The following is a 24,347-nucleotide window of genomic DNA, read 5'->3' on the forward strand; positions in this document are numbered from 1 at the left end:
GTGCCTTCTCCTTCTAGTGAATCTTTCTCACCGAATGGCCATACCAAGCGTCTAGCGCATCCTGAGAAATAGAATCAAATTCGTTTTTGTAGCCGTGGAAATGAATTGTTTGATTAAGGCAAGCAACATGACTAATGCGGTTTGATACCGTATCAACATCATGTGTCACAAGAATCATCGTAATTCCTTGTTCCCTATTCAATTTCGCCAGCATATCATAAAAGGACTGCACATTCTCGTGATCGATGCCGACTGTTGGTTCATCTAAAATCAGTAATCGTGGCTCACTGACTAAAGCACGTGCAATAAATACGCGCTGTTGTTGTCCACCAGATAACTCGCCAATATTTCGTTTCATAAAGGCGTCCATCCCTACGGCTTTTAATGCTTCGTATACTTTGCTTTTGGCATCCTTCGTCGGACGCTTAAAGAGCCCTAATTTTTTTGATAATCCACTAATAACTACTTCTTGAACCGTTGCAGGAAAACCAGAGTTGAAGGCATTGGATTTTTGAGAAACATAGCCTATCCATTCACGATGTTTAAATGTTGCACTTGGCTCTCCAAATAATTTGATTTCACCAGACATCGGTTTTAATAAACCTAAAATAATTTTAAGTAATGTTGATTTCCCAGAGCCATTCGGACCTAGGAGCGCCAAAAAATCTCCTTCTTCCACACGAAATGAGATGTTTTTTAATACTTGTGTATAGTCATATTGAAATGACACATTTTCAATGTCAATTAATGCTTGTTTCATGCATGATCGCTTCTTTCTAATTCAAAATCATTACGATTTACAAATTGTAAGTATAAATGAAAGTTTAGTATTTGTAAAGAAAACAAAACTTAAAAGGAGGGATTGTTTGTGAGTATTCAATTTTTGCAACAATTATCTCAAAGTAGTGATAAAGAAGTTGTAGCGATTGCCCGTGCCGAAGGTTTTGACATTACCACTTCTGAAGTGAAAAAGCTTCGACCTTATCTAGAGCAATTCTCTTTTTCTTGGCTCTTTTTAGGTATTCCAAAAGATGTACTCAGTGAAGTGGAAGCAGTACTCGGACGAAAACGTTCTCGCCAGCTTATTGCACTTTTTACTAAATAATGGAGTATTGCCCGAAAGTCAATTTGGACTTTCGGGCTTTTTCCCTTCTATAGGTGGGAGTTTGTTCAAAAAAATTCGTACTCATTTAAGAGTTCAATCTTACAAAACCTACCTAAGAAAATCTTTTTCCTTTGCGAAACAAAATATTGATTTTCAATATTGAGAATTTTATAATTATGGATAAGAAAAGAAGTAATCTCTTAGTTACGATGTTGTCGATGTCATTGGTTTATTTTCCATTTTAAAATACAAAGTAAGGAGTTGGATTTTAAATGAAGAAAAGACTAGCAACAACAGTTTGTGCTTTAGGATTATTGCTTAGTGCAGGTATAGCAAGTGCAGGGACAAGTCCTATCAGCTATGCGAAAAAACTGCCTCCTTTTTCTATTAATATTAATTTAGCAACAGGAACAAAAGATACGAATAGTCAATCAAAGGTGGAAAACTCTATCGTTGGTAGTACTTACACTGCAAATATGTGGATTGTGGATTCCGGTGGGAAGAAAGTTTCTCCAACAGCTACAAGGGTAGGTGACAATGATACACGTACCTTTACAGTAGATCAAAGCGCTGTTGGCAACAGCGTAACGCTTGTCGCAGAAAATAGCGCTTTTACACACGTAAATGTAGACATTGCAGGTAGATTTTATCCAGATATTTAAAATAACAATAAATAGTAAATTGATAATAGTTCTACTAAAGTAATTTATTCACTTTGAAAAATTTGTAAAAATAAGTAACTAAGAGTACTCTATCTCTTTTCTATAAAACCCATTGAAAAATTATATTATAGTTTTTTCTAGGATAGGGTTGTCTATCTTAGGACAACCCTTTCTTTATTTTAGAAAGGAGGATAGCAATGCTACTTGAATATAAAAAACTATTTAATAATAAAAACTTTTATCTTAGTATTTGTGCCTTGGTATTGCTTGTTGTCATTGCTGTATGGATAGGCGTTAAAGAGCATAATGAAGAATATTTATTATCAGAGAGAATTTATAATCAACACTTTGAAAAACCTATTGTAGATGATATGCTCAATTTCGTATCTCCGCATAAACAATGGCTCGGTTTTACTAATAATTTTGCATCTCAATTGTATTATTTAATATTTCCGTTGTTAATTTCTATTGCACTTGTAGACTCAATTTTTCGTGAAAGAAAAAGCGGCTATCAACATTTTATTTTTATGCGCATGGATAGACGGAAATATTACACTGCAAAGTTTGCTTCTACTTTTCTAACTGCCTTTTTTATGTTCGTACTGCCACTATGTTTAGGGGTAGTACTTGTTAATATATTTACAAATCATTGGGACTATACAGCCTATGCAAATATTTATAAAGGGTTTGTAGAGGGGACTTTGGCAATACCCGATAATGTTTTAAGTGCTTTCAAAGGCGATATTCAACCTCTTTTTTCCGATTTACTAAGCATGTCTCCATACGCATATGTTGCTGTATTTTATATTATCGGAGGATTGTTTGCTAGTGTGTATGTTTGTATGGGACTAGCCCTATCTATGTTTATTAAAAATTATTATTTATTAATTTTTATGCCACAAATTATTTATACTAGCATTTGGTTTTTAGCTGCCAATCACGCAAAATGGGCTCCATTTTACTTTTTAGCTCCGGAAGGTATACATGGAGATAACTCCATCTCTATTATGATTATCGAATTTCTGTTGCAAATTTTCATTACATTTGTCATTTACTTAATTGGGATGAAGAAACATGAAGATGTATTATAAGTACTACACCTATTGTCTACAGGATATTCGCTTGAAAAAATGGCTCTTTTGGATTGTGGCATGTTTTATGATAACTCTACATTTGTTTGAAGTATTGCCTATCATGTCAGTGGCAACTAGATGGCATACGGTGAAAGACTTTATATTAGCCTCTCGTTATGAAAATTTCTATACCTTATTATTTTTAATATTATTAGCGCCTTTTTCATCTAAAGACAATGATTGGCTATTACTTAGAAGATATCGACACCGACAGCAATATGCCACGTATAAAATTTGCTTCGTTTTTATCGTGACTGCCTTTTTTACAGCGATTGTTTTCGGAAGTAGTATGTTGAGCACATCGCTAGCAAAGTGGCTATTTTTCCCTTATATTACAAATTACAGTGCTCTTTTATTATATGTGCCTGAGCCTAAAGAAAACGGTTCATTGCTTTACTTTATCTATATGTTTTATTGTGTGACGGCTATTTGTGGTTTGCTATACATAGCGCTCCAACAGCTACTTAGAAATAATTTTATTAGTGCGATTTTAGTTATTGTGCTTTTTATGGTTGATAAAATCACAATACACATTGTGCCAATTTTCTTTTATAAAAGTGAATTTACGTCACCTATTAGTACATTCTTTATATTAGTTGCCGTTATGATTTTGTTAATTAACGCCATTCATTATTTAGTCAATAAACTAGACTTTTACGTGCGAGATGATGATTCATGACAACATTTTCGTTAGAGTGGAAACTACTGCGAGATGATGCCCTTAAAATTAGTTGTATTTGTATTGTCTATCCATTATGTACTACTTTATTGCTACTCCATATGACATCCCTTTTTGATGGATTGACATTGTACCAAGCATTTACTGCCCTTTTAGGGCACGTGGAGGAACTTACTTGGATGTATTGGACTTTGTTATGGTTTGGTTATGTGCTATTAATTCAAATTGTTTGGAAGCCTCGCTCCACTTCTTTTTCCTACAATATGCTATTACGCTATCCAACAAAAAGTTGGTTTTGGCTTAATCGGCTACTAATCCTACTTATATTCACGGCGTGCTATGTGGCAATCACTTATATCATGAGCTTTTCCCTTTTTTTAAAAGCTCACGTGACGCAACAATTTGATATCTTGATTGTTCTACAGGCATTCATTCTATGCATCAATATGTACTGTCATGCCTTGCTATGGAAAATAGTCGAATTATTATTTTCAGCAAAAATAGCGACGGTTTTACTGATCGTCCTATTTTTTGCAGGTATTAAACGATCAGCTCCTTATATTCCGTTCTATTATGGGCTAATGGGAAATTTCGACGCAAACATGTTCGCTGTCATTCTAGTGATTGAAGGGCTATTTATTTGTCTTATGAGTTTAATTATTGTTCGAATCGGCTTAAAAAGTGATTATTATTAGGGAGGGTTGCTAGATGTCGATTGAAGTATCAAACGTTTCCAAGATTATCAAAAAACGCATGGTGCTACAAAATATTAGTTTTCAGCTAGAGCGGGGCAACATTTATGGCTTTGTGGGGCACAACGGTTCAGGGAAATCAATGTTGTTTCGGGTAATTTGCGGCTTAGTAAAACCGAGTGTCGGAACAGTAAATTTATTCGGGGATGTGTTACATCAAGATATTTCGTTTCCTAAAAGTGCAAGTGTAATCCTTGAAAAGCCTGGATTTTTAGAGCATTATTCAGGTTTCTCCAACTTAAAATTTTTAGCAGCGATTCGCAATCAAATTACTGACCAGGATATAAAAGCTGCGATAGCAAAAGTAGGTTTAGACCCAGAAGATAAACGCCCTGTTAAAGCATACTCTCTTGGGATGAAACAAAAACTAGCCATTGCTCAAAGCATTATGGAAACACCTGAATTGATTTTACTAGATGAACCCATGAATGGTTTGGATGAAGATTCTGTACAAAATGTATATGACATTATTAACGCTGAAAAACAGCGTGGAGCAACTATTTTATTAACTTCACATAATAAAGTTGATATTGAGTCCTTATGTGATCAAGTATACAGATTGCGTGAAGGCGTGTTAACTGAAACCCCTTGAGACCCGCTTCGAATCATAATTAGTTTACCCTCCACTTTGACAAAGTTCAAAATGGAGGGTTTCTTTAATTTACTCTTCCCAAAATAATTCATCCAACGTTTTATTTAACGTTTTACAAATCGCAATACATAAGTTTAACGTCGGATTATATTTCCCAACTTCAATTAAACCGATTGTTTGGCGGGTAACCCCTACTTTTTGAGCTAAATCTTCCTGTGACAAATCATGCTCTATTCGAGCCATTTTTAAACGGATGTTTTTCATGCTTATCACCACTGTTAATCTTCTAGATTTTTTTGTACGACTTGGTCACTTTTCTTTTTTGCAGCCATATATGATAAGCCTAAAAATCCTGCAAAAAATGGTACATAGATAACTAGCGATACTAAGAAAACCATGAAGAAATATTTATATGCTTGTTGTGTGCTATCCGCATAGTTGAAGGCACTATTAAGACCAAAAAAAATCGCCAGTACCAAACCAGTAGCCACTCCGTAAATGATATTTTTCGTCTGTAATTTTATTTTACTGTTACTATCATGAACCTCTACTTCATCTGTTAAGATTCCTAGATAAGCCGTCCTAACATAATAATAAACAGATGACACAAAGATAATCAATCACTCTGTTAATACATTGTCCAAGGACATGCCCATTTTAAAGAACTTTATTACGATAGAAATGGAACAGACAATCATAATCAGCACATACATTTCTTTGTATATTTTATTTTGTGAATTTTTAACACGTTCATCCACTTGCTTCTTATTTTTCTTATACATAATGTACCTCCATTTGTTTTATTAATTGTATTATATGAAATGACATTGCTTTTTGCAATATATAAATTGCATTTAGTTTTTTATAAATTGCAAAATGCAATGTTATTTACAGTGAAGACATAAAAAGACACATTTCCTTGTAGAAAATGTGCCTTGAAATCTAAACCATATTATAGGATTAAGCTCACGATATGTTTTAATTCTTACTTCTTCCAGTAGATGAAATGCTCGTTTTAAAAGCCATTTCTGTCTTAACTCCTAAGTAATAAGCTTTGCAAACCAAGCTACATAATGTGCCCCAGGTATAAATAACACTTGCGCCAAAATCGTTCCTAAAAATCTAGAGGTCATCATCATAACAGATGCTCTTTTTAAATCAAGATAACTTCCCCGCTGATTGATAACATCATCTGCAAGTATAGAAATTTTAGGGTCAATAAAAATAATTAACAAAATTGTTGCTACGCCATTGATTAATCCAGACGCCATGACAGCAGTTGCCTTTAATTCAGGAACTAATAAACCTGCATATAAAGAAGATAAAACACCAATGGTATAAATCGCTGTAATCACAATGTTAATCACAAATAGTTTGACTGGAATATCTCGTAAACCAATGCCCTTTACATAGGCCAAGCTTGGCTTGCGAATATGTTTAATGCCTCTTTTTACATAGTCAAATGTGAAGCCTTTCTTCAATAAAGCTGGAATCGACCCTCTTTCCTCAGCCAAATGAATGATGCCTCGTGAAAAGATGGCTACGAAAGTCGGCAGTAATAATATCCCCATTAGTGTCCCTAATGATGCAGCTCCTATAATAAAGCGATACTGGCTTTCTACAAAAGCTAGCGCATTGTCAGCAGGCGCTGTATCCACTAAACTCCCCGTAAACGGTTGTTGCATCATATTCGCTAGCCTTGAAACCATCACCATTACATTAAACAGAGATAAAGCTGAAGCTAGTAACTTTACACGTGCCCCTGATAAACGCACCGCATAGGCAAGTGTCTCGATTGAATGAATGATGAGAATAAATAAAGCAATCATAATTAATTTATCTGTAATTATTTCCATTCTCTATACCTAATGTTCTTTCCCATTATTTCACATGTAGACGTTTGAATTTCAAAATAGTTCCGAACAGCACTATTGAAATACCCGCGATTTTAAGCTGTTTACCCGCGATTCGTGTTCAAATACCCGCGATAAAACTCTCTTTACCCGCGGAAGTCGTTCAAATACCCGCGATATCGCTTCGTTTACCCGCGATTCATAAAAAACCGTAGACCAAACACAATTTGCATTGCGTTGGTCTACGGTTCTCTTACTCTCCTCGTAAGGCGTCAATAAGCGCTGGCTTATATTCTCCACTACGAAGCATATCAATTTCATATTTATACGGTGCTGTTTTGGTTTTCGGATTACTATTTTGAGCAACAAATGGTGTTTCTAATATCTTCGGTACAGCCATTAATTGTGGATGATGAACCACGTATTTTAAAGCATCAAATCCGATATGTCCAAAACCGATATTTTCATGGCGGTCTTTACCCGCGCCACGAACGTTTTTGGAGTCATTTATATGAAGAACTTTGATGCGGTCTACACCGATTATTTTATCGAACTCGTTTAATACCCCATCAAAATCTTCAACAATATTATAGCCAGCATCATGTGTATGGCATGTGTCAAAGCATACAGAAAGGCGCTCGTTATGTGTCACACCATCAATAATTTTTGCTAGTTCTTCAAAAGAACGTCCACACTCTGTACCTTTCCCTGCCATTGTTTCTAATGCAATTTGCACGGGATAGTCCTGCGATAGTACTTCATTTAATCCTTCAATAATTTTAGCAATACCAGCATCTGCCCCTGCACCTACATGGGCACCAGGATGTAAAACAATTTGTGTAGCTTCCAACGCAGCAGTGCGTTCAATTTCAGATTGTAGGAAATCTACGCCGAGACGGAATGTCTCCGGTTTTTCTGTATTGGCAATATTAATAATATAGGGAGCATGCACAACAATATTTGTCATGCCGTGCTCTTTCATATGCAACAGACCATTCATAATATTAAGGTCTGCAATGGATTTTCGACGCGTGTTTTGTGGAGCACCCGTATAAATCATAAAGGTGTTCGCACCATAAGAAAGAGCTTCTTTACTAGAGCCGAGCAACATTTCTTTGCCGCTCATTGAAACATGTGAGCCAAGTAACATGATTAGGCCTCCTTCACTTATTTTTTATTACGCGCTTTTAGGCGACGTTCGCGTTTTTTAATTTTTTCCATTTCCCATTTCATATTACGTTTGTAACCTGGTTTTACTTTTTTCGGCTTACGCACTAGAGATTTTGCTTTCGCATCAATTTCATTTTCGTGCTTCACACGATTTTTACGTGCATGACGGTCTTTTAGTTCAGACCATTCACCATCTTTAACATCTTTTTGTTCAAATGGTATACCCATTTTCTCAACGCGTGCTAGTGCGTCCTCGTCCGAAGGCTCAAATAATGTAATTGCCGTACCTTTATTGCCGGCACGAGCTGTACGACCGACACGGTGAATAAAGAATTCTAGATCTTCTGGAATTTCGTAGTTAATGACATGTGAAATTCCTTGAATATCAATACCGCGCGCAGCAAGATCTGTTGCCACAATGTATTGAAATTCTAAATCACGAATTTGCTTCATCATTTTTTTACGATCGCGCGGACTTAAATCCCCGTGAATTTGACCACAGCGAATCCCTTGCTCATTTAAATAACCCGCAACATGCTCTGCCGTTTTACGTGTATTGGTAAAAATAACGGCTAAAAATGGGTTAATTCCTTCAATAACATCTAACAAGCGTTTGTTACGTGATTTCGAACGCACAGGCACAAGCACAAAATCAATACCTTCTGCCACGGGACGTTTATCGTTCATATGAACATGGACAGGTGCTTCCATATATTTTTTTAAGAATGGCTGTAGACGTTCTGGAATTGTTGCAGAGAACACGAACATTTCAAGCTTTTCTGGCATTTGAGAAGCAAAGCCATCAATCTCTTCGATAAAGCCCATATCGAACGCTAAGTCCGCTTCGTCAACAACTAACATTGGTGCCGTATGCACAAATAACGCTTGAGCTGAAACAAGGTCACGAATACGTCCTGGTGTACCCACAACGATTTGTGGTTGCGTTTTTAACTTATCAATGGAGCGTTGTTTGTCCGTACCCCCAATAAATAATTTCGCTTGAATGTCTGTTCCTTCTATTAATTGATTTAACGCATCAAAAATTTGTTGAGCTAACTCGCGTGTTGGCGAAGTAATAACCGCTTGTACCTCTTGTTTGTCAACTTGAATGCGTTGCACGATAGGAATAAGGAAACTATGCGTTTTCCCTGTACCCGTATGTGCTTGTCCAATCGCACTTTTCCCTTTCAGGATTAGTGGAATAATTTCCTTTTGTATTGGTGTTGGTTCTGTGAAGCCAAGCTTTGCAATTGCGTCCTGCAAAAATGGCTGAAAATTATAATCAGTATATTTTGACATAATTCGTTCCTCCTTACATCTTTCCCATTGTACCATGATTCGGCCTTTTAGGGATGTTTACGTACTATTAACATAAGCATTTACAATATTCTCTTGTTTTTTTCATCGATGCAACGCTAACCCTTAACAAACTTACTTTAATTACGACTATTATGCAATGAAAAATGTAAAGTGTGAAAAATGTGAAAAAATTTAATGGACATTTCGTATTTTTTATGTCAATTTTAGTCCAACTAATGATTTGCATATTTTCCACATGTTAATATAAACATGAATAATAGTATTGGAGGTTGATAGTGATGAAAGCAGCAAGATGGTATAAAGCAAGAGATATCCGTGTAGAAAACATTGAGGAGCCTTCCATTGCATCCGGCAAAGTAAAAATTAAAGTACATTGGACAGGCATTTGTGGAAGCGATTTACATGAGTATGCAGCAGGACCAATCTTTATTCCAGTTGAACAGCCACACTCTATCAGTAAAGATATAGCCCCTATTGTAATGGGCCATGAGTTTTCTGGCGAGGTAGTTGAAATTGGGGAAGGTGTTACAACAGTAAAAATTGGAGATGCTGTCGTTGTCGAACCGATTCTCTCTTGTGGCGAATGTGCTGCATGTAAAAAAGGGAAGTACAACATTTGTAAACAACTAGGTTTCCACGGACTGTCTGGCGGCGGTGGCGGATTGTCAGAATATACTGTGGTAGATGACCACATGGTACACAAAATGCCAGCAGGACTTTCTTATGAACAAGGTGCTCTTGTAGAACCAGCCGCAGTAGCTTTACATGCAGTTCGCCAAAGCAAATTAAAGGCTGGCGATAAAGCCGCAGTTTTTGGAACTGGGCCAATTGGTCTTCTTGTTATCGAAGCATTACGGGCATCTGGAGCTTCCGAAATTTATGCGGTGGAACTTTCAGCAGAACGTGCTGCAAAGGCGATGGAACTAGGAGCAACAGCTGTTATTAATCCGCAAGATGAAGATGCTGTTGAACGTCTTCATGCCTTAACAAATGGCGGTGTGGATGTGGCATTTGAAGTTACTGGTGTTCCTGTTGTTTTACAGCAAGCTATTGACTCTACTACGTTCGAAGGTGAAACAATTATCGTTTCGATATGGGAATCAAGCGCTTCTATTCAACCAAATAATATTGTATTGTCGGAACGTACTGTGAAAGGTATTATTGCCTATCGAGATATCTTCCCAGCTGTTATGGAGTTAATGACCAAAGGCTATTTCCCAGCGGACAAACTTGTAACTAAGCGCATTGGGCTTGATGATGTTGTAACAGAAGGCTTTGAAGCGTTAATGAAAGAGAAAAACCATATTAAAATTCTTGTCAATTCACAAAGCTAACATAGACCCTTTTATTGTAAGCAGATAGAGAAAATACCTCTATACCATTCTCTCTATCTGCCTTATTGAAGTTATACTTTACACCACTTATTCATTGTCCTTCATTTGTTTAAAAATAGCTAAATTCGCCATTAAGAAGTTCACTTTCTCTTCCCCAAATAGACCGAGCGCCCGCCCCTCTGTATTAGCCTCCACAATTTTTTCGATTTCCTTCTCTGACAGCCCGCTTGCATTGGCAATTCGATCGATTTGAATGCGCGCTGCTTGCACACTAATATGTGGGTCTAAACCCGATCCGGAGGCCGTCATAAGATCAGCAGGAATGTCTTGTCTTTTTATAGTCGGGTTCGCCTGTAAAAACGCTTGAATATCTCCCTCTATCCGTTTTGTTAATTCTGGATTGGACGGAGCATAATTGAACGTTCCAGAGCTCACGCCACCATAAGCTATCTCACCATTTTTATCTGGTACAATATCTTCTTGTGTATAAACATTATAGTTAATGGATGAAACACGGCCCTTAAAAAATGCTGCTGATGTAAAGGCTTGCCCAAGCTTTTCCGAACCAACAGCTTTTCCGTCAACTTCCACAATGCTACCATTCGCTTGATGCTTAAATAGCCCTTGTGCAATACCCGTTACTGTCACAGGATAAATTAAACCACAGACTACAAACATAATGATAGATACCATTAATGCTTGCTTGACATTGTCCCAAAATCTATTCATATCATTTTCCTCCTATAGACCAAGCATGGTTAACAGTGGCCCTGCTAGCAAATCGATCACCTTTATACCGATAAAAGGCGCAAGAATACCACCTAGTCCATAAACAAACAAGTTTTTCTGTAATAATTTTGTAGCACTCATCGGCTTATATTTTACGCCCTTTATCGCAATGGGAATTAACATTGGAATAATCACCGCATTAAAAATTAAAGCTGAAATGATGGCACTTGTCGGCGAATGCAGTTGCATAATGTTGAGCGCATTCATTTCAGGTACTGCTACCATTAACATAGCAGGAATAATAGCGAAATATTTTGCCACATCGTTTGCAATACTGAATGTTGTTAGTGCACCACGCGTCATTAATAATTGCTTTCCAATCTCTACAACTTCAATTATTTTAGTTGGATTTGAATCTAAATCAACCATGTTTGCAGCTTCTTTTGCTGCATTCGTTCCTGAATTCATCGCAAGACCGACATTCGCCTGTGCTAAAGCAGGTGCGTCATTGGTACCGTCCCCTGTCATCGCCACAACTTTTCCAAGTGCCTGCTCATCTTTAATCACCTTTATTTTATCTTCTGGTTTACTTTCTGCAATAAAACTGTCAACGCCCGATTCTTTAGCAATAGCGGCTGCTGTTAGTGGATTATCCCCTGTGCACATAATTGTTTTTATGCCCATTGCTCGCAGCTGTTCAAAGCGTTCTTTCAAACCAGATTTAACAACATCTTTCAGATGGATGACACCCAAAATAATATGATTCATCGACACAACAAGCGGTGTGCCCCCAACAGCAGATACTTGATGCACTAACTGTTCCAAATTTGTCGGAATATGTTGTCCTGCTGCAAGACTATCTTGTTTAATCGTATCATAAGCCCCTTTTCGAATGATCGTCCCATCCTGCAAGTTCAATCCGCTCATCCGTGTCTGTGCGGTAAAGGGAATATGCTCACTGTATTGAATTAGTTGTTGTTCATCCGTTGTAGTTACCCCTAAATCACATGCCAATGATAAAATAGATTTTCCTTCTGGTGTATCATCTGTCAGCGAACTCAGCCATGCTGCTTGCATCAAAGTTTGATGGTCAACTCCTTTGACTGGTAAAAACTCAGTTGCCATGCGATTACCGTACGTTATTGTGCCTGTTTTATCTAATATAAGTGTATCTACGTCTCCGCAAGCTTCCACAGCTCTACCAGACATTGCAATGACATTAAACTGCGTCACTCGGTCCATACCAGCAATACCAATAGCAGAAAGTAAACCGCCGATGGTCGTTGGTATTAAGCAAACTGTCAGTGCAATTAACGTTGCAATGGAAATGTGTACATTTAAATAAGTAGTCATTGGATATAATGTCACGACCACTAATAAAAAGATGATTGTCAAGCTAACTAACAATGTATTTAACGCTATTTCATTAGGTGTTTTTTTCCGACTTGCTCCTTCAATGAGGGCAATCATTTTATCTAAAAATGACTCTCCTGGCAGTGAAGTAATTTCAATCATTAGCCAATCACTTGTGACAGTCGTTCCACCAGTAACAGATGAAAAATCTCCACTGCGTTCTTTTACAACGGGTGCAGACTCACCAGTAATGGCTGATTCATCGACTGTGGCAATCCCTTCAATGACCTCGCCATCATTTGGAATCACTTCCCCTGCTTGCACTAAAACAATATCCCCTTTTTTCAGCTCATGTGCCTGTTTCATCACTTCTGTACCATCCGCTAAAAGGACACGTGCTTGTGTATCTGTCTTTGTATTTTTTAACGTTTGTACTTGTGCTTTTCCCCGCCCTTCAGCGATGGATTCTGCAAAGTTAGCAAATAAAATTGTAACAAAGAGAATGATAGCAACAATGGCATTATAGAGCTGAGCATGCTCTCCTTCCCCACCGCCAAGTAGATTAGGAAAAAACGATAACAACAGCACAAAAATAAAACCGATTTCTACGACAAACATGACGGGATTTTTTATCATCGTAACTGGATTAAATTTCTTCAATGCGCCTATCAATGAGCTCTTTACTAAATCGCTCGTGATAAAACCTTTTCTTACAGTTTCCATTTGATTCTCTCCTCATTAGGAATGTATTTGTAAATGCTCCGTAATTGGTCCAAGTGCTAATGCGGGTAAAAATGTTAGCGCACCAATCATCAGTACAATGGCAACAAGCAAAAATGTAAACATTGAGGTATCTGTTTTCAATGTTCCAACTGAATCGCTGTGCCACATTTTTTTAGCAAGTAGTGAAGCAATTGCTAATTGAAGGATAATGGTTAAATAGCGACCAAAAAACATAGCTAACCCTGTCGTCACATTCCAAAACGTTGAGTTATCAGCTAACCCTTCAAAGCCAGAGCCATTGTTGGCAGATGCTGAAGCAAACTCATATAGTACTTGCGATAAACCGTGTGCCCCTGGATTTGTAATACCAGCTACCCCAGATGTTGTGGCAACAGCAAGCGCAGAAAACAGTAGGATAATTGCAGGATGAATTAAAATACAAAGTGCTATTAACTTCATTTCCTTTTCCTCAATTTTCTTTCCTAAAAACTGTGGCGTGCGACCAATCATTAAACATGCGATGAAAATCGTTAGTAAGACATACATCATCATATTCATCAGCCCAACACCTTTGCCCCCAAATACAACATTTAACATCATATTAAACATCGGCACCATTCCACCAATTGGGGTTAATGTATCGTGCATGTTATTGACCGAGCCCGTTGTAAAGGCAGTTGTGACTGTAGTGAAAAGGGCAGATTGGGCTACCCCAAAGCGCATTTCTTTTCCTTCCATACTGCCAAGCTCCTGAGTAATTCCCAGGTTACTAATAAGGGGATTACCCGCACGCTCAGCAATATACACTGTCACTAACCCGATAAGAAATAGCATACCCATTGCAGCAAAGATCGCTAGCCCTTGCTTGCCGAATATTGTTTTTTTCTTTCTATAAGCAACCATTAGACTAAAGGCAACAACACAAGCACCTGGTAGCAACATCATAGATAGCATTTCTACGATATTAGATATAACCGTAGGGTTTTCAAAAGGCGTTGTGGAATTAGCACCATTAAACCCACCTCCATTTGTACCTACATGTTTAATAGATTCAAGTGAGGCAACTGGTCCCAATGCGATATCTTGCATTTTTCCTTCGATTGTTTGAACAGTTTGATTGGCACTGAATGTTTGAGGTGCTCCTTGCGATACTAAAATAATGGCAGCTACGATGGAAATAGGCATTAATACACGTGTAATCACACGCACAAAATCTACAAAGAAATTGCCTAATGTATCACTTTTTGCAACTAATCGTCTACAGAACGCCATACAAGCAGCGTAGCCAGTCGCTGCAGATGTAAACATCATAAAAATAATAACGAGCATTTGTGACAAATAACTTAAACCAGATTCACCACTATAATGTTGCAGATTGGTGTTGGTCATAAACGAAATGATGGTATTAAAAGAAAGTGATGCCTCCATATTTTCTATATCATTTGGATTTAACAGCAAAAAAGATTGAATGCGTAAAAGAATGTATCCGATAAAAACCATAAAAGCATTTGAAATAATTAATGACAATACATATTGCTTGCCTGTCATATCCACTTGTTTAATGCCGCATACCTTATAAATCACATGATCCACTTTATCCATTAATGGATCGAGCCATGTTTTTTTATGCATTGTCACACGAAAAAGATAATGGCCGGTCAGGATAACAAGCGGTAAATAAATAATACACACAATGGCGATTTGCCACATACTCTATTCCTCCTAAATACCTATTAATATTTTTCCGGATATAATAGGGCATGCCCTAAATATCCAAAAAGCAATATAAGTATTATTCCAATAACAATCCACATAGCAATTCCTCCCCTTACTCTTCGACTAGCTTGTAGCACCAAGTCGTTAACGCATATAGACTGGCAAAACTAATGAGTAATAAGCCAACCATATATAAATCCATCAATTGCATCACCCTTCTCTCTATTTGATGTTTTTATCATACTGACTTTCAAATTAATGTAGTGTTAGGAAATCGCTTCTTTGTATTAAGAAACAATAAAGGTGTTAAATCTTTACACTTTCTTAATGGCAGATAACGCTATAATACAAATGAGGTGAAGTATGATGGAAAAAATGCGCCCCACTCCCGAAGAGCTTTTAACAAGGTTTCATCAGGAACAAACAACTGTCGGTAGATTGAAGATATTTATTGGGTATGCAGCCGGCGTCGGAAAAACGTATGCTATGCTAGATGCCGCACATTTAGCAAAAAAACTTGGAAAAGATGTAGTAATTGGCTATATAGAGCCACATCCTCGACCAGAAACATTAGCATTACTTGATGGGCTTGAACAAATACCTACTAGAACAATCCATTATAAAGGGAGAACTTTTCAAGAGTTGGATATTGATGCAGTATTGGAGCGTAAACCGGAAATTGTCCTTATCGATGAGTTGGCTCATAGCAACGTTCCGGTTATGCGACATACAAAACGTTTTGGAGACGTGGAAGAATTATTAGCAAAAGGCATTCATGTCTATACAACCGTTAATATTCAACATATTGAAAGTCTTCATGATGTTGTAGAAGAAATTACTGGGGTAAAAGTCCGCGAACGTATTCCAGATTATTTAATCGATCAAGCCGCGCTTATTAAAATTGTAGATATCGAACCAGATGAGTTAATCCAACGCTTAATAGAAGGAAAAATATATTCCAAACAACAAGCTGAAAAAGCGTTAGCATCTTTTTTTCGTAAACAAAATTTAGTAGCATTGCGGGAAATTGCCCTGCGTAGAACGGCAGATACGATTAATTACAAACAAATAAATGACAGCGAATCGATTAGGCAAACGGCACAAATTGAAGAGCATATTTTAGTTGGTATTAGTAGCTCCCCAACCAATGCAAAAGTTATTCGCACTGCTGCCAGACTTGCTCAAGCCTTACATGGTAAATTCACGGCGCTTTATGTACAAAAGGTGAAAGAAGGTGACGATAACGACGCGAACTCCGAGCGCTTACAACAACATATTAAATTGACCGAACAACTTGGTGGACATGTCGTAATCGTGCAGGAGAATGATGTCGCAGCGGCGCTTGCTAATTATGCTCAAATGAGTGGCGTCACAAAACTGGTACTCGGCAGGACGGTGATGAAAAAGAAATGGTGGCAGCCCAATGCAAAAATCATTGATCGACTCAATGATTATGTGCCTAATCTCGCTATTCATATCGTGCCAGACCAAGAAAACGAACAATTTTATTTTCCAGATCTTCGCAATCGACTAACTTTTGAATGGTTAGATTTGTTAAAGATGTCCGTCGTGTTTAGCTTGGCGTCATGTTTAGCCTTATTTTTCTTCACAATGGGCGTCAGCGAATCGAATATTATTACCATTTATATTCTTAGTGTGTTAATTCTTGCTATTTGGTCATCTGGATGGCTCATGACTATTATTAGCTCGGCTGTAGCTGTACTACTGTTCAACTTTTTATTTACAGAGCCACGATTTTCACTGGAAGCATATCATCGAGACTATCCGATGACATTTATGATTATGTTTTTCTCTGGCATTATTACAAGTAGCTTAACGAAAAAGATAAAAGAGCAGGCCATCGTAGCCGTCCGAAAATCCTATCGAATGGAAGTGTTGCTTGAAACGAATCGCAAATTACAACACGCTAAGTCCATCGAAGATATTATTATGGAAGGCATGTCTCAAATTGTTAAATTAGTAGAGAAACCTGTCCAATTTTTTGAAATAGAAAATAACATGATTGCTAAATCTGTTTTTTTTCCAACACCAACTCTATCAAATACGGAGAATACGAAAGTAGCTACCTTATTTAAAAATACAAATGAACTAGGCGTCATTCATTGGGTCATCAACAATAACCATTTTGCTGGCGTGTCCACTGACATTTTCCCAGAAGTAAACGGCTATTATATGCCCGTTCTTTCAAGTGGCAGTGTAAAGGGTGTCGTTGGCATTGCGCTTTCAAAGCAAACCCCATTACCTGCATTTGAGCGCCATATTTTAAATGCCATTATGAATGATTTTTCGTTTGCATTAGATAAATGGTATTTGCAAAACTTAAATGAAAAAGTGGCAAGAGAAGCTGAACTTGAACAAATGCGAGCGAATCTTTTGCGTGCTATCTCGCATGATTTACGGACACCACTGACTACGATTTCTGGGAATGCCGATATATTGTTAACGAATACAGTTCAAATTCCAGATACAGAAAAAACTCGATTATATGAAGATATCTATAAAAATTCAAGATGGCTTGTGCAAATGGTCGAAAACTTACTAGCCGTTTCGATGTTAGAGGATGGACAATTTGCCCTCGAGATGCAGTTGGAGCTAGTAGAGGATATTATTCAAGAAGCGTTGCTACATGTAATTCCACGCAACAATACGCATCATATTTCTTATCATGTAGAGCCCGAATTAGTTATGGCTTTGATGGATGCACGCCTGATTATTCAAGTGCTTATTAATATTATTAATAATGCACTAACATATACACCTACTGGTAGTGACATCTCTTTTATCGCAAAAGAGGAAGGCGAATATGTACATTTTAGTATAGCTGATAATGGACCAGGTATTGACGATTCATTAAAAGAAAAGCTGTTTGAACCATTTATTACAGGGAAAGTGCAGCGCAGTGATAGCCGAAGAGGCTTAGGGTTAGGATTAGCATTATGTCAGACGATTTTAACTTTACACGATAGTAAATTAGTAGTTGAAGATAACTACCCGAACGGAACCGTCTTTCGTTTTACTTTAAAAAAAGGAGTTGTCAGTATCGATGAATAAACGGATTTTAGTCGTAGAAGACGACATAGCAATCGGCAATTTAATTAAAATGACCTTGACTACCCAAAATTATGAATTCGATATTATGCAAGATGGTTCAAGTGCTTTACAAAAAGCCATAACGTTCAAGCCGCATGTAATTATCCTTGATTTAGGCTTGCCTGATATGGATGGTCTAGACTTTATTCACAAACTCCGCAGTTGGACCCAAACGCCGATTATCGTCGTGAGTGCCCGCGGTGCAGAGCTCGATAAAATTAATGCACTTGATGCAGGGGCAGATGATTATGTTACAAAACCTTTTAGTGTCGAGGAGCTACTTGCACGCATTCGAGTAGCTTTAAGAAGAACTGTCAGCGATCATCAGATAGACAATGAGTCAGCCGTATTTGTCAATGGTCATTTAGAAATTGATTACTTGGCTAACACGGTGATTGTCAACGGTGTGGAAGTACACTTAACCCCCATCGAATATAAACTATTAGTTGTGCTATCCAAGCATGTTGGCAAAGTGCTGACACATAACTTCTTATTGAAGGAAATTTGGCAAAATGTACTACAATCGGACGTCCCTAGTCTTCGAGTTTTTATGGCGACTCTGCGCAAAAAAATCGAAGATAATCCAGCCCAACCAAAGTACATCCAGACACACGTTCGCGTTGGCTATCGCATGCTTCGTTATCATGATGATGACGAATAAGCCGATAGGAACGCATTAACCTATCTAACTACTTTCCTATTGGGGAAAAGTCCGTTATGCCTTTTTTATAAGGTGCAAGCTACATTGCATAACACCTCTTAAGTGGCGACAGACAACTTCCCCTATTGGATTGTCTCTCTATACTTTCTACCTGCTTTCATGAAGCATAACTATCCCCCAACCATGCTTATTGCACAAAGCTCCTTTCATATAGTTCCGTACTGTAAACCTCTTATTGATAGATTGCATAAAAGGTGATACTATATTATTTATTTTGACAATGATTATCACTCACAAGGAAGTAGGTAGATTTCATGGACCTTCATGCAGTTCAATTGGGTGAAAAAGTTAAAGTTAAAGACCTACAGCAAGTCGATGCACTCTTAATGAAACGTTTAAATGCATTTGGCGTAAAAGAAGGCTGCCAAGTATGTATGATTCAAAAAGGTTGGTTTTCTGGCGCCTGTATTATGGAATGCCAAGGTCAAAAAATTGGCCTTCGTAAAAAAGACTTAATGAACATAAAGGTAGAACAATTATGAGGCGATTAGCTTTAATAGGAAACCCTAATATTGGAAAAACATCATTATTTAATACATTAACAAATTCATACGAATATGTTGGGAATTGGAGTGGTGTAACGGTTGAAAAAAAGGTAGGACAGGTAAAGAAACTCAATAAAGAAATAATCGATTTGCCTGGTGTTTATACACTTAATCCTATTTCTAGAGATGAAAGCGTCGTTACTACATTTCTACTAGAAGAACAAATAGATGGGCTTTTAAATATTATCGATGCATCCAATTTTGAACGAAATATGCAACTAACACTCGATTTGTTAGAACTAAGAAAGCCTGTTTTTATTTGCTTAAATATGATGGACGTAGCAAAGAAAAAAGGCATTTCCATTAACATAGAGAAATTACAGAGCACTTTAGGTGTACCTGTAATTCCAATTGTCGCTCGTACAGGGAAAGGCATCGAAGGGATTTATCAAGCATTAGAAAGCTCTTCCCAACTCGAACAACAATTTACATTAACCTACGATTCCCCTATCGAAACAGCCATTGCAACAATTGAAGAACAGCTACAAAATGTAGCTGCTGAGCAAAGAAGATGGTGTGCGATTCAATTTTTAATGGGCAATCAAGCTATAGACGTTTTCTTACAAAATGAGGGCTACTTTCATAAAATTCAACTGATTCGAATGGCACTGACAGAAGAAATAGGCGTGTCGTTAAGTGGTGCCATTACAAAACAACGGGACAGCTACATCGCAACCCTTAAAAATGAATTGGTCATTCAAGAGAAAAGTGAAAAACAATGGACAGAACAAATAGATAAAATTTTAACGCATCCTGTTTTAGGTGTACCAATCTTCTTAGCGTTGATGTATTTCATGTTTCAAGCAACATTCGCATGGATTGGCGGGCCCCTTTCAGATTTATTGGATCGCTTTGTCGGAGGACCTTTTAGCGAAACCGTTTATAATGGGTTAACGGCCATTGGCGCATCTTCGTTTATAATTCATTTAATTTGTGATGGGATTATCGCCGGTGTTGGTGGAGTAATCGTTTTTATTCCTCAAATCTTTGTCCTGTTTTTCTTTATTTCTTTACTAGAGGATTCGGGCTATATGGCAAGAATTGCAGTTGTCATGGACCGAATAATGGAATTCTTTGGCCTGAACGGGAAAGCCTTTATTCCCATGATTATCAGCTTTGGCTGCAATGTTCCTGGCATTATGGCGGCGAGAACAATTGAACAACCAAAGGAAAGACTTCTAACTATTCTTGTAGCACCTTTTATGAGTTGTTCAGCGCGTTTACCAGTTTATGCTTTGTTTGGTGCAGCATTTTTTGCTAAACATCAATCGTTGGTTGTCTTCTCTTTGTACCTATTAGGAATCGTAATAGCGTTAATTGTTACAAAGTTATTGTCTATGACACTCCTAAAAAATGAGACGTCGGTTTTCTTTGTGGAATTGCCGTCCTATCATATGCCCCAGCTTAAAACGCTGTGGCGTTCAACATGGGAAAAAGGGAAAGGATTTCTTCGCAAAGCGGGGACGATTATCTTTGCAGGTTCGGTTATCATTTGGCTATTATCTTATTTAGGACCACATGGCACTAATGTAGCGATGGATGAAAGCTTTCTTGCCATGATTGGCGGCGCTTTTGGAGTTCTCTTTATACCGCTTGGATTTGGTACATGGCAAGCTGGGGCATCCCTTATTTCGGGCTTTTTAGCAAAAGAGGTAATTGTCTCAACGATGGCAATTATTTACGGTGTCAATGAAGGTGTATTATCATCCACTATGACAACCCATTTTAATGGACTAAGTGCCTATACATTTTTAGTTTTTGTTTTGCTTTATATGCCTTGTTTAGCAACAGTTGGCGCTATTAAAAGAGAAACACAATCTACTAAATGGACGTTATTCGCGACAATTTATCCGTTTGTTGTTGCCTATTTAATTGCACTCGTTGTTTACACAATTGGGAATCTATTTATTTGAGGTGTAGAAGATGTCGATAATCATCAATATAGTCATAGGTAGTATTATTTTTGGCTATGCAGGGGTTACTTTATATAAAAGCGTTAAGAAACAGAAAAAAGGGAAATGTGCTGCCTGTTCTTTACAGGAAAGTTGTACAACCAATACGTGTGCACCTCCTGCTAAAATAAACGATCCCAATCAACATTAACATAGCAACTTTACAAAGGTATTAAAATAGGCATGGCTCCCAAGTAGTATAGGAGTCATGCCTTTTGTATTTTGTATATGAAACAACAACTTATTAGATATTAAATTTATTGATAACTTCTTTCACTGATAACGCTTCCTCACTTAACGATTTGGCCACCGTGTTAATCTCCTGTATAGTTGCCACTTGTTCTTCAATTGTTGCTGCAACGGCATCGGACTGTTCAGCAGCATGGACAGCAGAGGAAGACATTTCATTTACCGAAGCGGCCATTTCTTCTGTACTTGCTGAAATTTGTTGAGTTGAAGCCGAGACATCTTCAATTTGGTTCGTCATCTCTTCAATTGATTTTAAAATATTATCGAAGGAATATTGGGCATTGCGAATAAATTTCACACCTTCCTCAACATTGCCTACTGTTTCCCCTACCGCCTTTTCCACCTCTTGTGTATCTTGTTGAATAAGCGTTACTAGCTCTACAATTTGTTTTGCGGATTCTTTGGATTCCTCTGCTAGTTTGCGTACTTCATCTGCAACAATTGCAAAACCTTTCCCATGCTCTCCTGCACGGGCTGCTTCGATCGCGGCATTAAGAGCCAACAGATTCGTTTGTTCCGTAATAGCAGAAATCACTTTTGTAATATTAACAATTTCAGCAGATTGAGTACTAAGCTGATTGATTCGATCACTTGTTGATTGGGATGATTGTTGAATAATCGACATTTGCTTTTCTGCAATATGTAAGGTTTGTTCGCCTTCGTTTGCAGCAGTTTGTGTACTAATTGCTTTTGTATGAAGCATTTGTGTAGCTTCTGCAATACGTTGGACACCTTGTGCAGTTTCATCCATCGCAATTGAACTCTCTCGCCCAGTTGCAGCAGATTGATTATCACTAAATGCCATGCGTTCTACAAGATTGGCTATATCATTTGAAGATTGTGATATCTCGTCTGTACTAGCTGCTAATTGCTCCGCTGCGGAAGTTGTATGTTCCACATTCAATGTCATGTTATGAATAAGTGAATGTAAATTAGATTTCATCAAATTAAATGAATCTGCTAATTTTCTTATTTCATCATTTGTTCGAACTTCTATATCCTTTTGACATAAATCGCCTTTTGCAATCACTTCAGCCGCTGCCGCCAATTTATTGACTGGCACAACAATTGAACGAACTAACAAGACGCCAACTGCTAAACAAATGACTAAAATAATGCCAAATATCCATAAGAACACGTCTCTATTATGGTCGACAAGATGTTCAACATTGTCTAATGTTTTTTGCATTTCGGCAATGCTTTCTTGTTGGAATACATCTACTTTTTCATTAATTTCTATTGACGTTGTATCAAATTCAAGCATTATTTGATTACCAGCCTCATGGCCACCTTCTATATAACTAGTTGCCATTTTCTTCCCAGTGCTATAGTAAGCATCAAATGCACGTTTAATCGTATCTAATTTTTCTTGCTGTTGGGGATGAAGGCTTTTCAATTGTTCTAAGTCTCGATAAAAAATTTCACTATATTTTTGTGCCAAGTCAAACCCATCATCTAAATTATTTTGGGCACGTGTGGCACTAATATCTGTTAAATACTGTTGTACCTGCACAACTGACAACTTCATTTCATCTGCTAGCAATGTAGATTGAAATGTCTTTTCCTTTATTAATTGTATTTCCTCTAGCTGCGAAGATGCATTCCGTTGTTGAACAATCCCCATTACTAGAACAAGCAATATAATAATACCAAACGATAACACACTTCTTAATTTAATCGTCACAAAAACCCTCCTCAATTCGACCCAACTATTACAGTTTTGTAAAAATAACAAACTACATTTACATAACTGTAACATATTTCTTACAAGCCATTCGCAAATATTCATTTTTTCACTAATATAATCCATAATACACATTCTTTTTGCCTAAGTTAGCACTTACCAACAAATTATTATACGCTTGCCAAAGTAAAAATATTGTGTATTTTTTTAGAATTTTATTTACAAAGCAGTTGATGGAACGATGTTTTTACAGCTGTTCTTTAATGATTCCTTACGATTTCTTCCACTTTCTAGTTATTAGTCGTTGTCGAACGCTAACATCAGCGTCTGCATATCATATCTATAATCAGGTATGTCATCAATGAAAAACGTACAATGAAAGGAGATCATTATGGTATTTAGACCACCTTATCAATTCCCTATGTATCCAAATGGCATGCAAATGCCTGCGCAAATGCCCATGCAAATGCGGATGCCAACACCTCCACAAATGCCACCGCAGTCCTTTTACCCGCCTGGAGGCTTTCCTCAACCACGAATTCCAGGTGGCTTTCCAATGTCTGGGGGCATGAGGGGGGCATTCGGAGGGCAAATGCCGACACCACCTGTACAGGAGCCTTCTAAAATCGGTTCATTTTTACAACAGGCAAATAGTTTATTTAACTCTGCCAAAACGTATACCCCTTATATACAACAAGCAATGCCTATGGTAAAAAACATTCCTTCACTATTAAAACTATATAAAGGTTTTTCAGGGCTCCCTGCAGCTGGAGCGGCGGCGGGTGCGGCAGCGGCAGCAACTGATGCAGCCGCGGCTAGCAATGTCGCAGGTTCAACAAGAACTAGACGTTCAACACAAAAAAGTGCGTCGACTCCCCCGCGACAACCACTTCCATCGAAGCCGCGCATTTTCCAGCCACCTATGGAGTGAAGGTTTCTTTGTATTCACCGTGCCTGTCCGTTA

22 protein-coding genes and 1 pseudogene are annotated in these 24,347 nt (G+C 37.7%); 13 read left to right on the plus strand and 10 right to left on the minus strand.

All coding sequences use genetic code 11. From position 1 onward, the window contains the following. Nucleotides 1–13 precede the first annotated feature (13 nt). A complete protein-coding gene (locus tag MKY08_RS14020) occupies nt 14–760 on the minus strand; it encodes an ABC transporter ATP-binding protein (RefSeq protein ID WP_069509186.1) in 747 nt (248 codons plus the stop codon). Nucleotides 761–868: 108 nt separating this feature from the next. Between MKY08_RS14020 and MKY08_RS14025 the strand changes: the two genes are divergently transcribed. The 6 genes from MKY08_RS14025 to MKY08_RS14050 all read left to right on the plus strand — a co-directional run bounded on the left by MKY08_RS14025 (nt 869) and on the right by MKY08_RS14050 (nt 4,923). After that, nucleotides 869–1,105: a Nif11 family protein gene (locus tag MKY08_RS14025; RefSeq protein WP_024362974.1), complete on the plus strand. Its 237-nt coding sequence runs from the start codon at nt 869–871 to the stop codon at nt 1,103–1,105. A gap of 272 nt (nt 1,106–1,377) precedes the next feature. After that, a complete protein-coding gene (locus MKY08_RS14030) occupies nt 1,378–1,767 on the plus strand; it encodes a hypothetical protein (protein WP_025219999.1) in 390 nt (129 codons plus the stop codon). Nucleotides 1,768–1,964: 197 nt separating this feature from the next. Further along, the gene (locus tag MKY08_RS14035; RefSeq protein ID WP_069513611.1) at nt 1,965–2,858 is read left to right on the plus strand and encodes a hypothetical protein; all 894 of its coding nucleotides are present in this window, start codon (nt 1,965–1,967) and stop codon (nt 2,856–2,858) included. Beyond that, complete coding sequence (locus MKY08_RS14040) at nt 2,842–3,579, plus strand: hypothetical protein (RefSeq protein WP_069513610.1); 738 nt, start codon at nt 2,842–2,844, stop codon at nt 3,577–3,579. Before MKY08_RS14035 ends, MKY08_RS14040 begins: the two co-directional genes overlap by 17 nt. Beyond that, nucleotides 3,576–4,274, plus strand: a complete 699-nt coding sequence (locus tag MKY08_RS14045; RefSeq protein ID WP_141705612.1) for a hypothetical protein — start codon at nt 3,576–3,578, stop codon at nt 4,272–4,274. The genes MKY08_RS14040 and MKY08_RS14045 overlap by 4 nt, the downstream gene beginning before the upstream one ends. A gap of 13 nt (nt 4,275–4,287) precedes the next feature. Further along, complete coding sequence (locus tag MKY08_RS14050) at nt 4,288–4,923, plus strand: ABC transporter ATP-binding protein (protein ID WP_069513608.1); 636 nt, start codon at nt 4,288–4,290, stop codon at nt 4,921–4,923. 69 nt (nt 4,924–4,992) lie between these two features. On the opposite strand, the gene MKY08_RS14055 is transcribed toward MKY08_RS14050, so the two are convergent. The 5 genes and pseudogenes from MKY08_RS14055 to MKY08_RS14075 all read right to left on the minus strand — a co-directional run bounded on the left by MKY08_RS14055 (nt 4,993) and on the right by MKY08_RS14075 (nt 9,245). Further along, the gene (locus tag MKY08_RS14055) at nt 4,993–5,187 is read right to left on the minus strand and encodes a helix-turn-helix transcriptional regulator (RefSeq protein ID WP_024362980.1); all 195 of its coding nucleotides are present in this window, start codon (nt 5,185–5,187) and stop codon (nt 4,993–4,995) included. 14 nt (nt 5,188–5,201) lie between these two features. Then, nucleotides 5,202–5,705 (minus strand): annotated as a pseudogene (locus tag MKY08_RS14060) (DUF6773 family protein). 258 nt (nt 5,706–5,963) lie between these two features. Further along, nucleotides 5,964–6,779 (minus strand): lipid II flippase Amj family protein, encoded by an 816-nt coding sequence (locus tag MKY08_RS14065; protein WP_176723240.1) that lies wholly within the window; start codon nt 6,777–6,779, stop codon nt 5,964–5,966. Between the two features lie 250 nt (nt 6,780–7,029). Then, a complete protein-coding gene (locus tag MKY08_RS14070) occupies nt 7,030–7,926 on the minus strand; it encodes a deoxyribonuclease IV (RefSeq protein WP_069513606.1) in 897 nt (298 codons plus the stop codon). Between the two features lie 17 nt (nt 7,927–7,943). Further along, a complete protein-coding gene (locus MKY08_RS14075) occupies nt 7,944–9,245 on the minus strand; it encodes a DEAD/DEAH box helicase (RefSeq protein WP_069513604.1) in 1,302 nt (433 codons plus the stop codon). 299 nt (nt 9,246–9,544) lie between these two features. Between MKY08_RS14075 and MKY08_RS14080 the strand changes: the two genes are divergently transcribed. After that, nucleotides 9,545–10,600: a 2,3-butanediol dehydrogenase gene (locus MKY08_RS14080; RefSeq protein WP_069513602.1), complete on the plus strand. Its 1,056-nt coding sequence runs from the start codon at nt 9,545–9,547 to the stop codon at nt 10,598–10,600. A gap of 87 nt (nt 10,601–10,687) precedes the next feature. Here the strand turns inward: MKY08_RS14080 and kdpC are convergent, their stop codons facing one another. From kdpC to kdpA, 3 genes are read right to left on the minus strand one after another with little or no spacing between them, the layout of a single operon-like run. Beyond that, nucleotides 10,688–11,329: a K(+)-transporting ATPase subunit C gene (kdpC, locus tag MKY08_RS14085; protein ID WP_069513600.1), complete on the minus strand. Its 642-nt coding sequence runs from the start codon at nt 11,327–11,329 to the stop codon at nt 10,688–10,690. A gap of 12 nt (nt 11,330–11,341) precedes the next feature. Then, a complete protein-coding gene (gene kdpB / locus MKY08_RS14090; protein WP_069513597.1) occupies nt 11,342–13,405 on the minus strand; it encodes a potassium-transporting ATPase subunit KdpB in 2,064 nt (687 codons plus the stop codon). Nucleotides 13,406–13,420: 15 nt separating this feature from the next. After that, complete coding sequence (gene kdpA / locus MKY08_RS14095; RefSeq protein ID WP_069513596.1) at nt 13,421–15,115, minus strand: potassium-transporting ATPase subunit KdpA; 1,695 nt, start codon at nt 15,113–15,115, stop codon at nt 13,421–13,423. 369 nt (nt 15,116–15,484) lie between these two features. On the opposite strand from kdpA, the gene MKY08_RS14100 reads away from it, so the two are divergent. The 5 genes from MKY08_RS14100 (at nt 15,485) to MKY08_RS14120 (ending at nt 21,601) form a co-directional block, all read left to right on the plus strand. Next, nucleotides 15,485–18,193 (plus strand): sensor histidine kinase KdpD, encoded by a 2,709-nt coding sequence (locus tag MKY08_RS14100; RefSeq protein ID WP_256093256.1) that lies wholly within the window; start codon nt 15,485–15,487, stop codon nt 18,191–18,193. Then, nucleotides 18,186–18,893 carry a response regulator transcription factor gene (locus MKY08_RS14105; protein ID WP_069513594.1) on the plus strand — a complete coding sequence of 236 codons (708 nt, stop codon included), beginning with the start codon at nt 18,186–18,188 and terminating at the stop codon, nt 18,891–18,893. Before MKY08_RS14100 ends, MKY08_RS14105 begins: the two co-directional genes overlap by 8 nt. A 314-nt stretch (nt 18,894–19,207) precedes the next feature. After that, nucleotides 19,208–19,435 (plus strand): FeoA family protein, encoded by a 228-nt coding sequence (locus MKY08_RS14110; protein ID WP_069513592.1) that lies wholly within the window; start codon nt 19,208–19,210, stop codon nt 19,433–19,435. Next, entirely contained in the window at nt 19,432–21,411 is a 1,980-nt protein-coding gene (gene feoB / locus MKY08_RS14115) for a ferrous iron transport protein B (protein ID WP_069513590.1), read from the plus strand. The genes MKY08_RS14110 and feoB overlap by 4 nt, the downstream gene beginning before the upstream one ends. A 16-nt stretch (nt 21,412–21,427) precedes the next feature. Continuing rightward, a complete protein-coding gene (locus MKY08_RS14120) occupies nt 21,428–21,601 on the plus strand; it encodes a FeoB-associated Cys-rich membrane protein (protein ID WP_069513635.1) in 174 nt (57 codons plus the stop codon). A 93-nt stretch (nt 21,602–21,694) separates the two neighbouring features. Here the strand turns inward: MKY08_RS14120 and MKY08_RS14125 are convergent, their stop codons facing one another. Then, the gene (locus tag MKY08_RS14125; RefSeq protein WP_069513588.1) at nt 21,695–23,383 is read right to left on the minus strand and encodes a methyl-accepting chemotaxis protein; all 1,689 of its coding nucleotides are present in this window, start codon (nt 23,381–23,383) and stop codon (nt 21,695–21,697) included. A 391-nt stretch (nt 23,384–23,774) separates the two neighbouring features. On the opposite strand from MKY08_RS14125, the gene vrrA reads away from it, so the two are divergent. Next, complete coding sequence (vrrA, locus tag MKY08_RS14130) at nt 23,775–24,314, plus strand: VrrA/YqfQ family protein (protein ID WP_069513586.1); 540 nt, start codon at nt 23,775–23,777, stop codon at nt 24,312–24,314. The last annotated feature ends 33 nt before the right edge of the window (nt 24,315–24,347 follow it).

Origin of the sequence: Lysinibacillus sp. FSL M8-0337, assembly GCF_038593855.1 — a bacterium.
Taxonomy (GTDB): Bacteria; Bacillota; Bacilli; order Bacillales_A; family Planococcaceae; genus Lysinibacillus; species Lysinibacillus sphaericus_D.

Excerpts from the sequence above, each read along its gene's own strand:
- MKY08_RS14055 (WP_024362980.1), bottom strand. The coding sequence starts at position 5,187 with ATGAAAAACATCCGTTTAAAAATGGCTCGAATAGAGCATGATTTGTCA.
- MKY08_RS14075 (WP_069513604.1), bottom strand. The coding sequence starts at position 9,245 with ATGTCAAAATATACTGATTATAATTTTCAGCCATTTTTGCAGGACGCA.
- MKY08_RS14070 (WP_069513606.1), bottom strand. The coding sequence starts at position 7,926 with ATGTTACTTGGCTCACATGTTTCAATGAGCGGCAAAGAAATGTTGCTC.
- kdpA (WP_069513596.1), bottom strand. The coding sequence starts at position 15,115 with ATGTGGCAAATCGCCATTGTGTGTATTATTTATTTACCGCTTGTTATC.
- kdpB (WP_069513597.1), bottom strand. The coding sequence starts at position 13,405 with ATGGAAACTGTAAGAAAAGGTTTTATCACGAGCGATTTAGTAAAGAGC.
- MKY08_RS14065 (WP_176723240.1), bottom strand. The coding sequence starts at position 6,779 with ATGGAAATAATTACAGATAAATTAATTATGATTGCTTTATTTATTCTC.
- vrrA (WP_069513586.1), top strand. The coding sequence starts at position 23,775 with ATGGTATTTAGACCACCTTATCAATTCCCTATGTATCCAAATGGCATG.
- MKY08_RS14040 (WP_069513610.1), top strand. The coding sequence starts at position 2,842 with ATGAAGATGTATTATAAGTACTACACCTATTGTCTACAGGATATTCGC.
- MKY08_RS14030 (WP_025219999.1), top strand. The coding sequence starts at position 1,378 with ATGAAGAAAAGACTAGCAACAACAGTTTGTGCTTTAGGATTATTGCTT.
- MKY08_RS14110 (WP_069513592.1), top strand. The coding sequence starts at position 19,208 with ATGGACCTTCATGCAGTTCAATTGGGTGAAAAAGTTAAAGTTAAAGAC.
- MKY08_RS14105 (WP_069513594.1), top strand. The coding sequence starts at position 18,186 with ATGAATAAACGGATTTTAGTCGTAGAAGACGACATAGCAATCGGCAAT.
- MKY08_RS14045 (WP_141705612.1), top strand. The coding sequence starts at position 3,576 with ATGACAACATTTTCGTTAGAGTGGAAACTACTGCGAGATGATGCCCTT.
- feoB (WP_069513590.1), top strand. The coding sequence starts at position 19,432 with ATGAGGCGATTAGCTTTAATAGGAAACCCTAATATTGGAAAAACATCA.
- MKY08_RS14080 (WP_069513602.1), top strand. The coding sequence starts at position 9,545 with ATGAAAGCAGCAAGATGGTATAAAGCAAGAGATATCCGTGTAGAAAAC.
- MKY08_RS14020 (WP_069509186.1), bottom strand. The coding sequence starts at position 760 with ATGAAACAAGCATTAATTGACATTGAAAATGTGTCATTTCAATATGAC.
- MKY08_RS14035 (WP_069513611.1), top strand. The coding sequence starts at position 1,965 with ATGCTACTTGAATATAAAAAACTATTTAATAATAAAAACTTTTATCTT.
- MKY08_RS14100 (WP_256093256.1), top strand. The coding sequence starts at position 15,485 with ATGATGGAAAAAATGCGCCCCACTCCCGAAGAGCTTTTAACAAGGTTT.
- MKY08_RS14050 (WP_069513608.1), top strand. The coding sequence starts at position 4,288 with ATGTCGATTGAAGTATCAAACGTTTCCAAGATTATCAAAAAACGCATG.
- kdpC (WP_069513600.1), bottom strand. The coding sequence starts at position 11,329 with ATGAATAGATTTTGGGACAATGTCAAGCAAGCATTAATGGTATCTATC.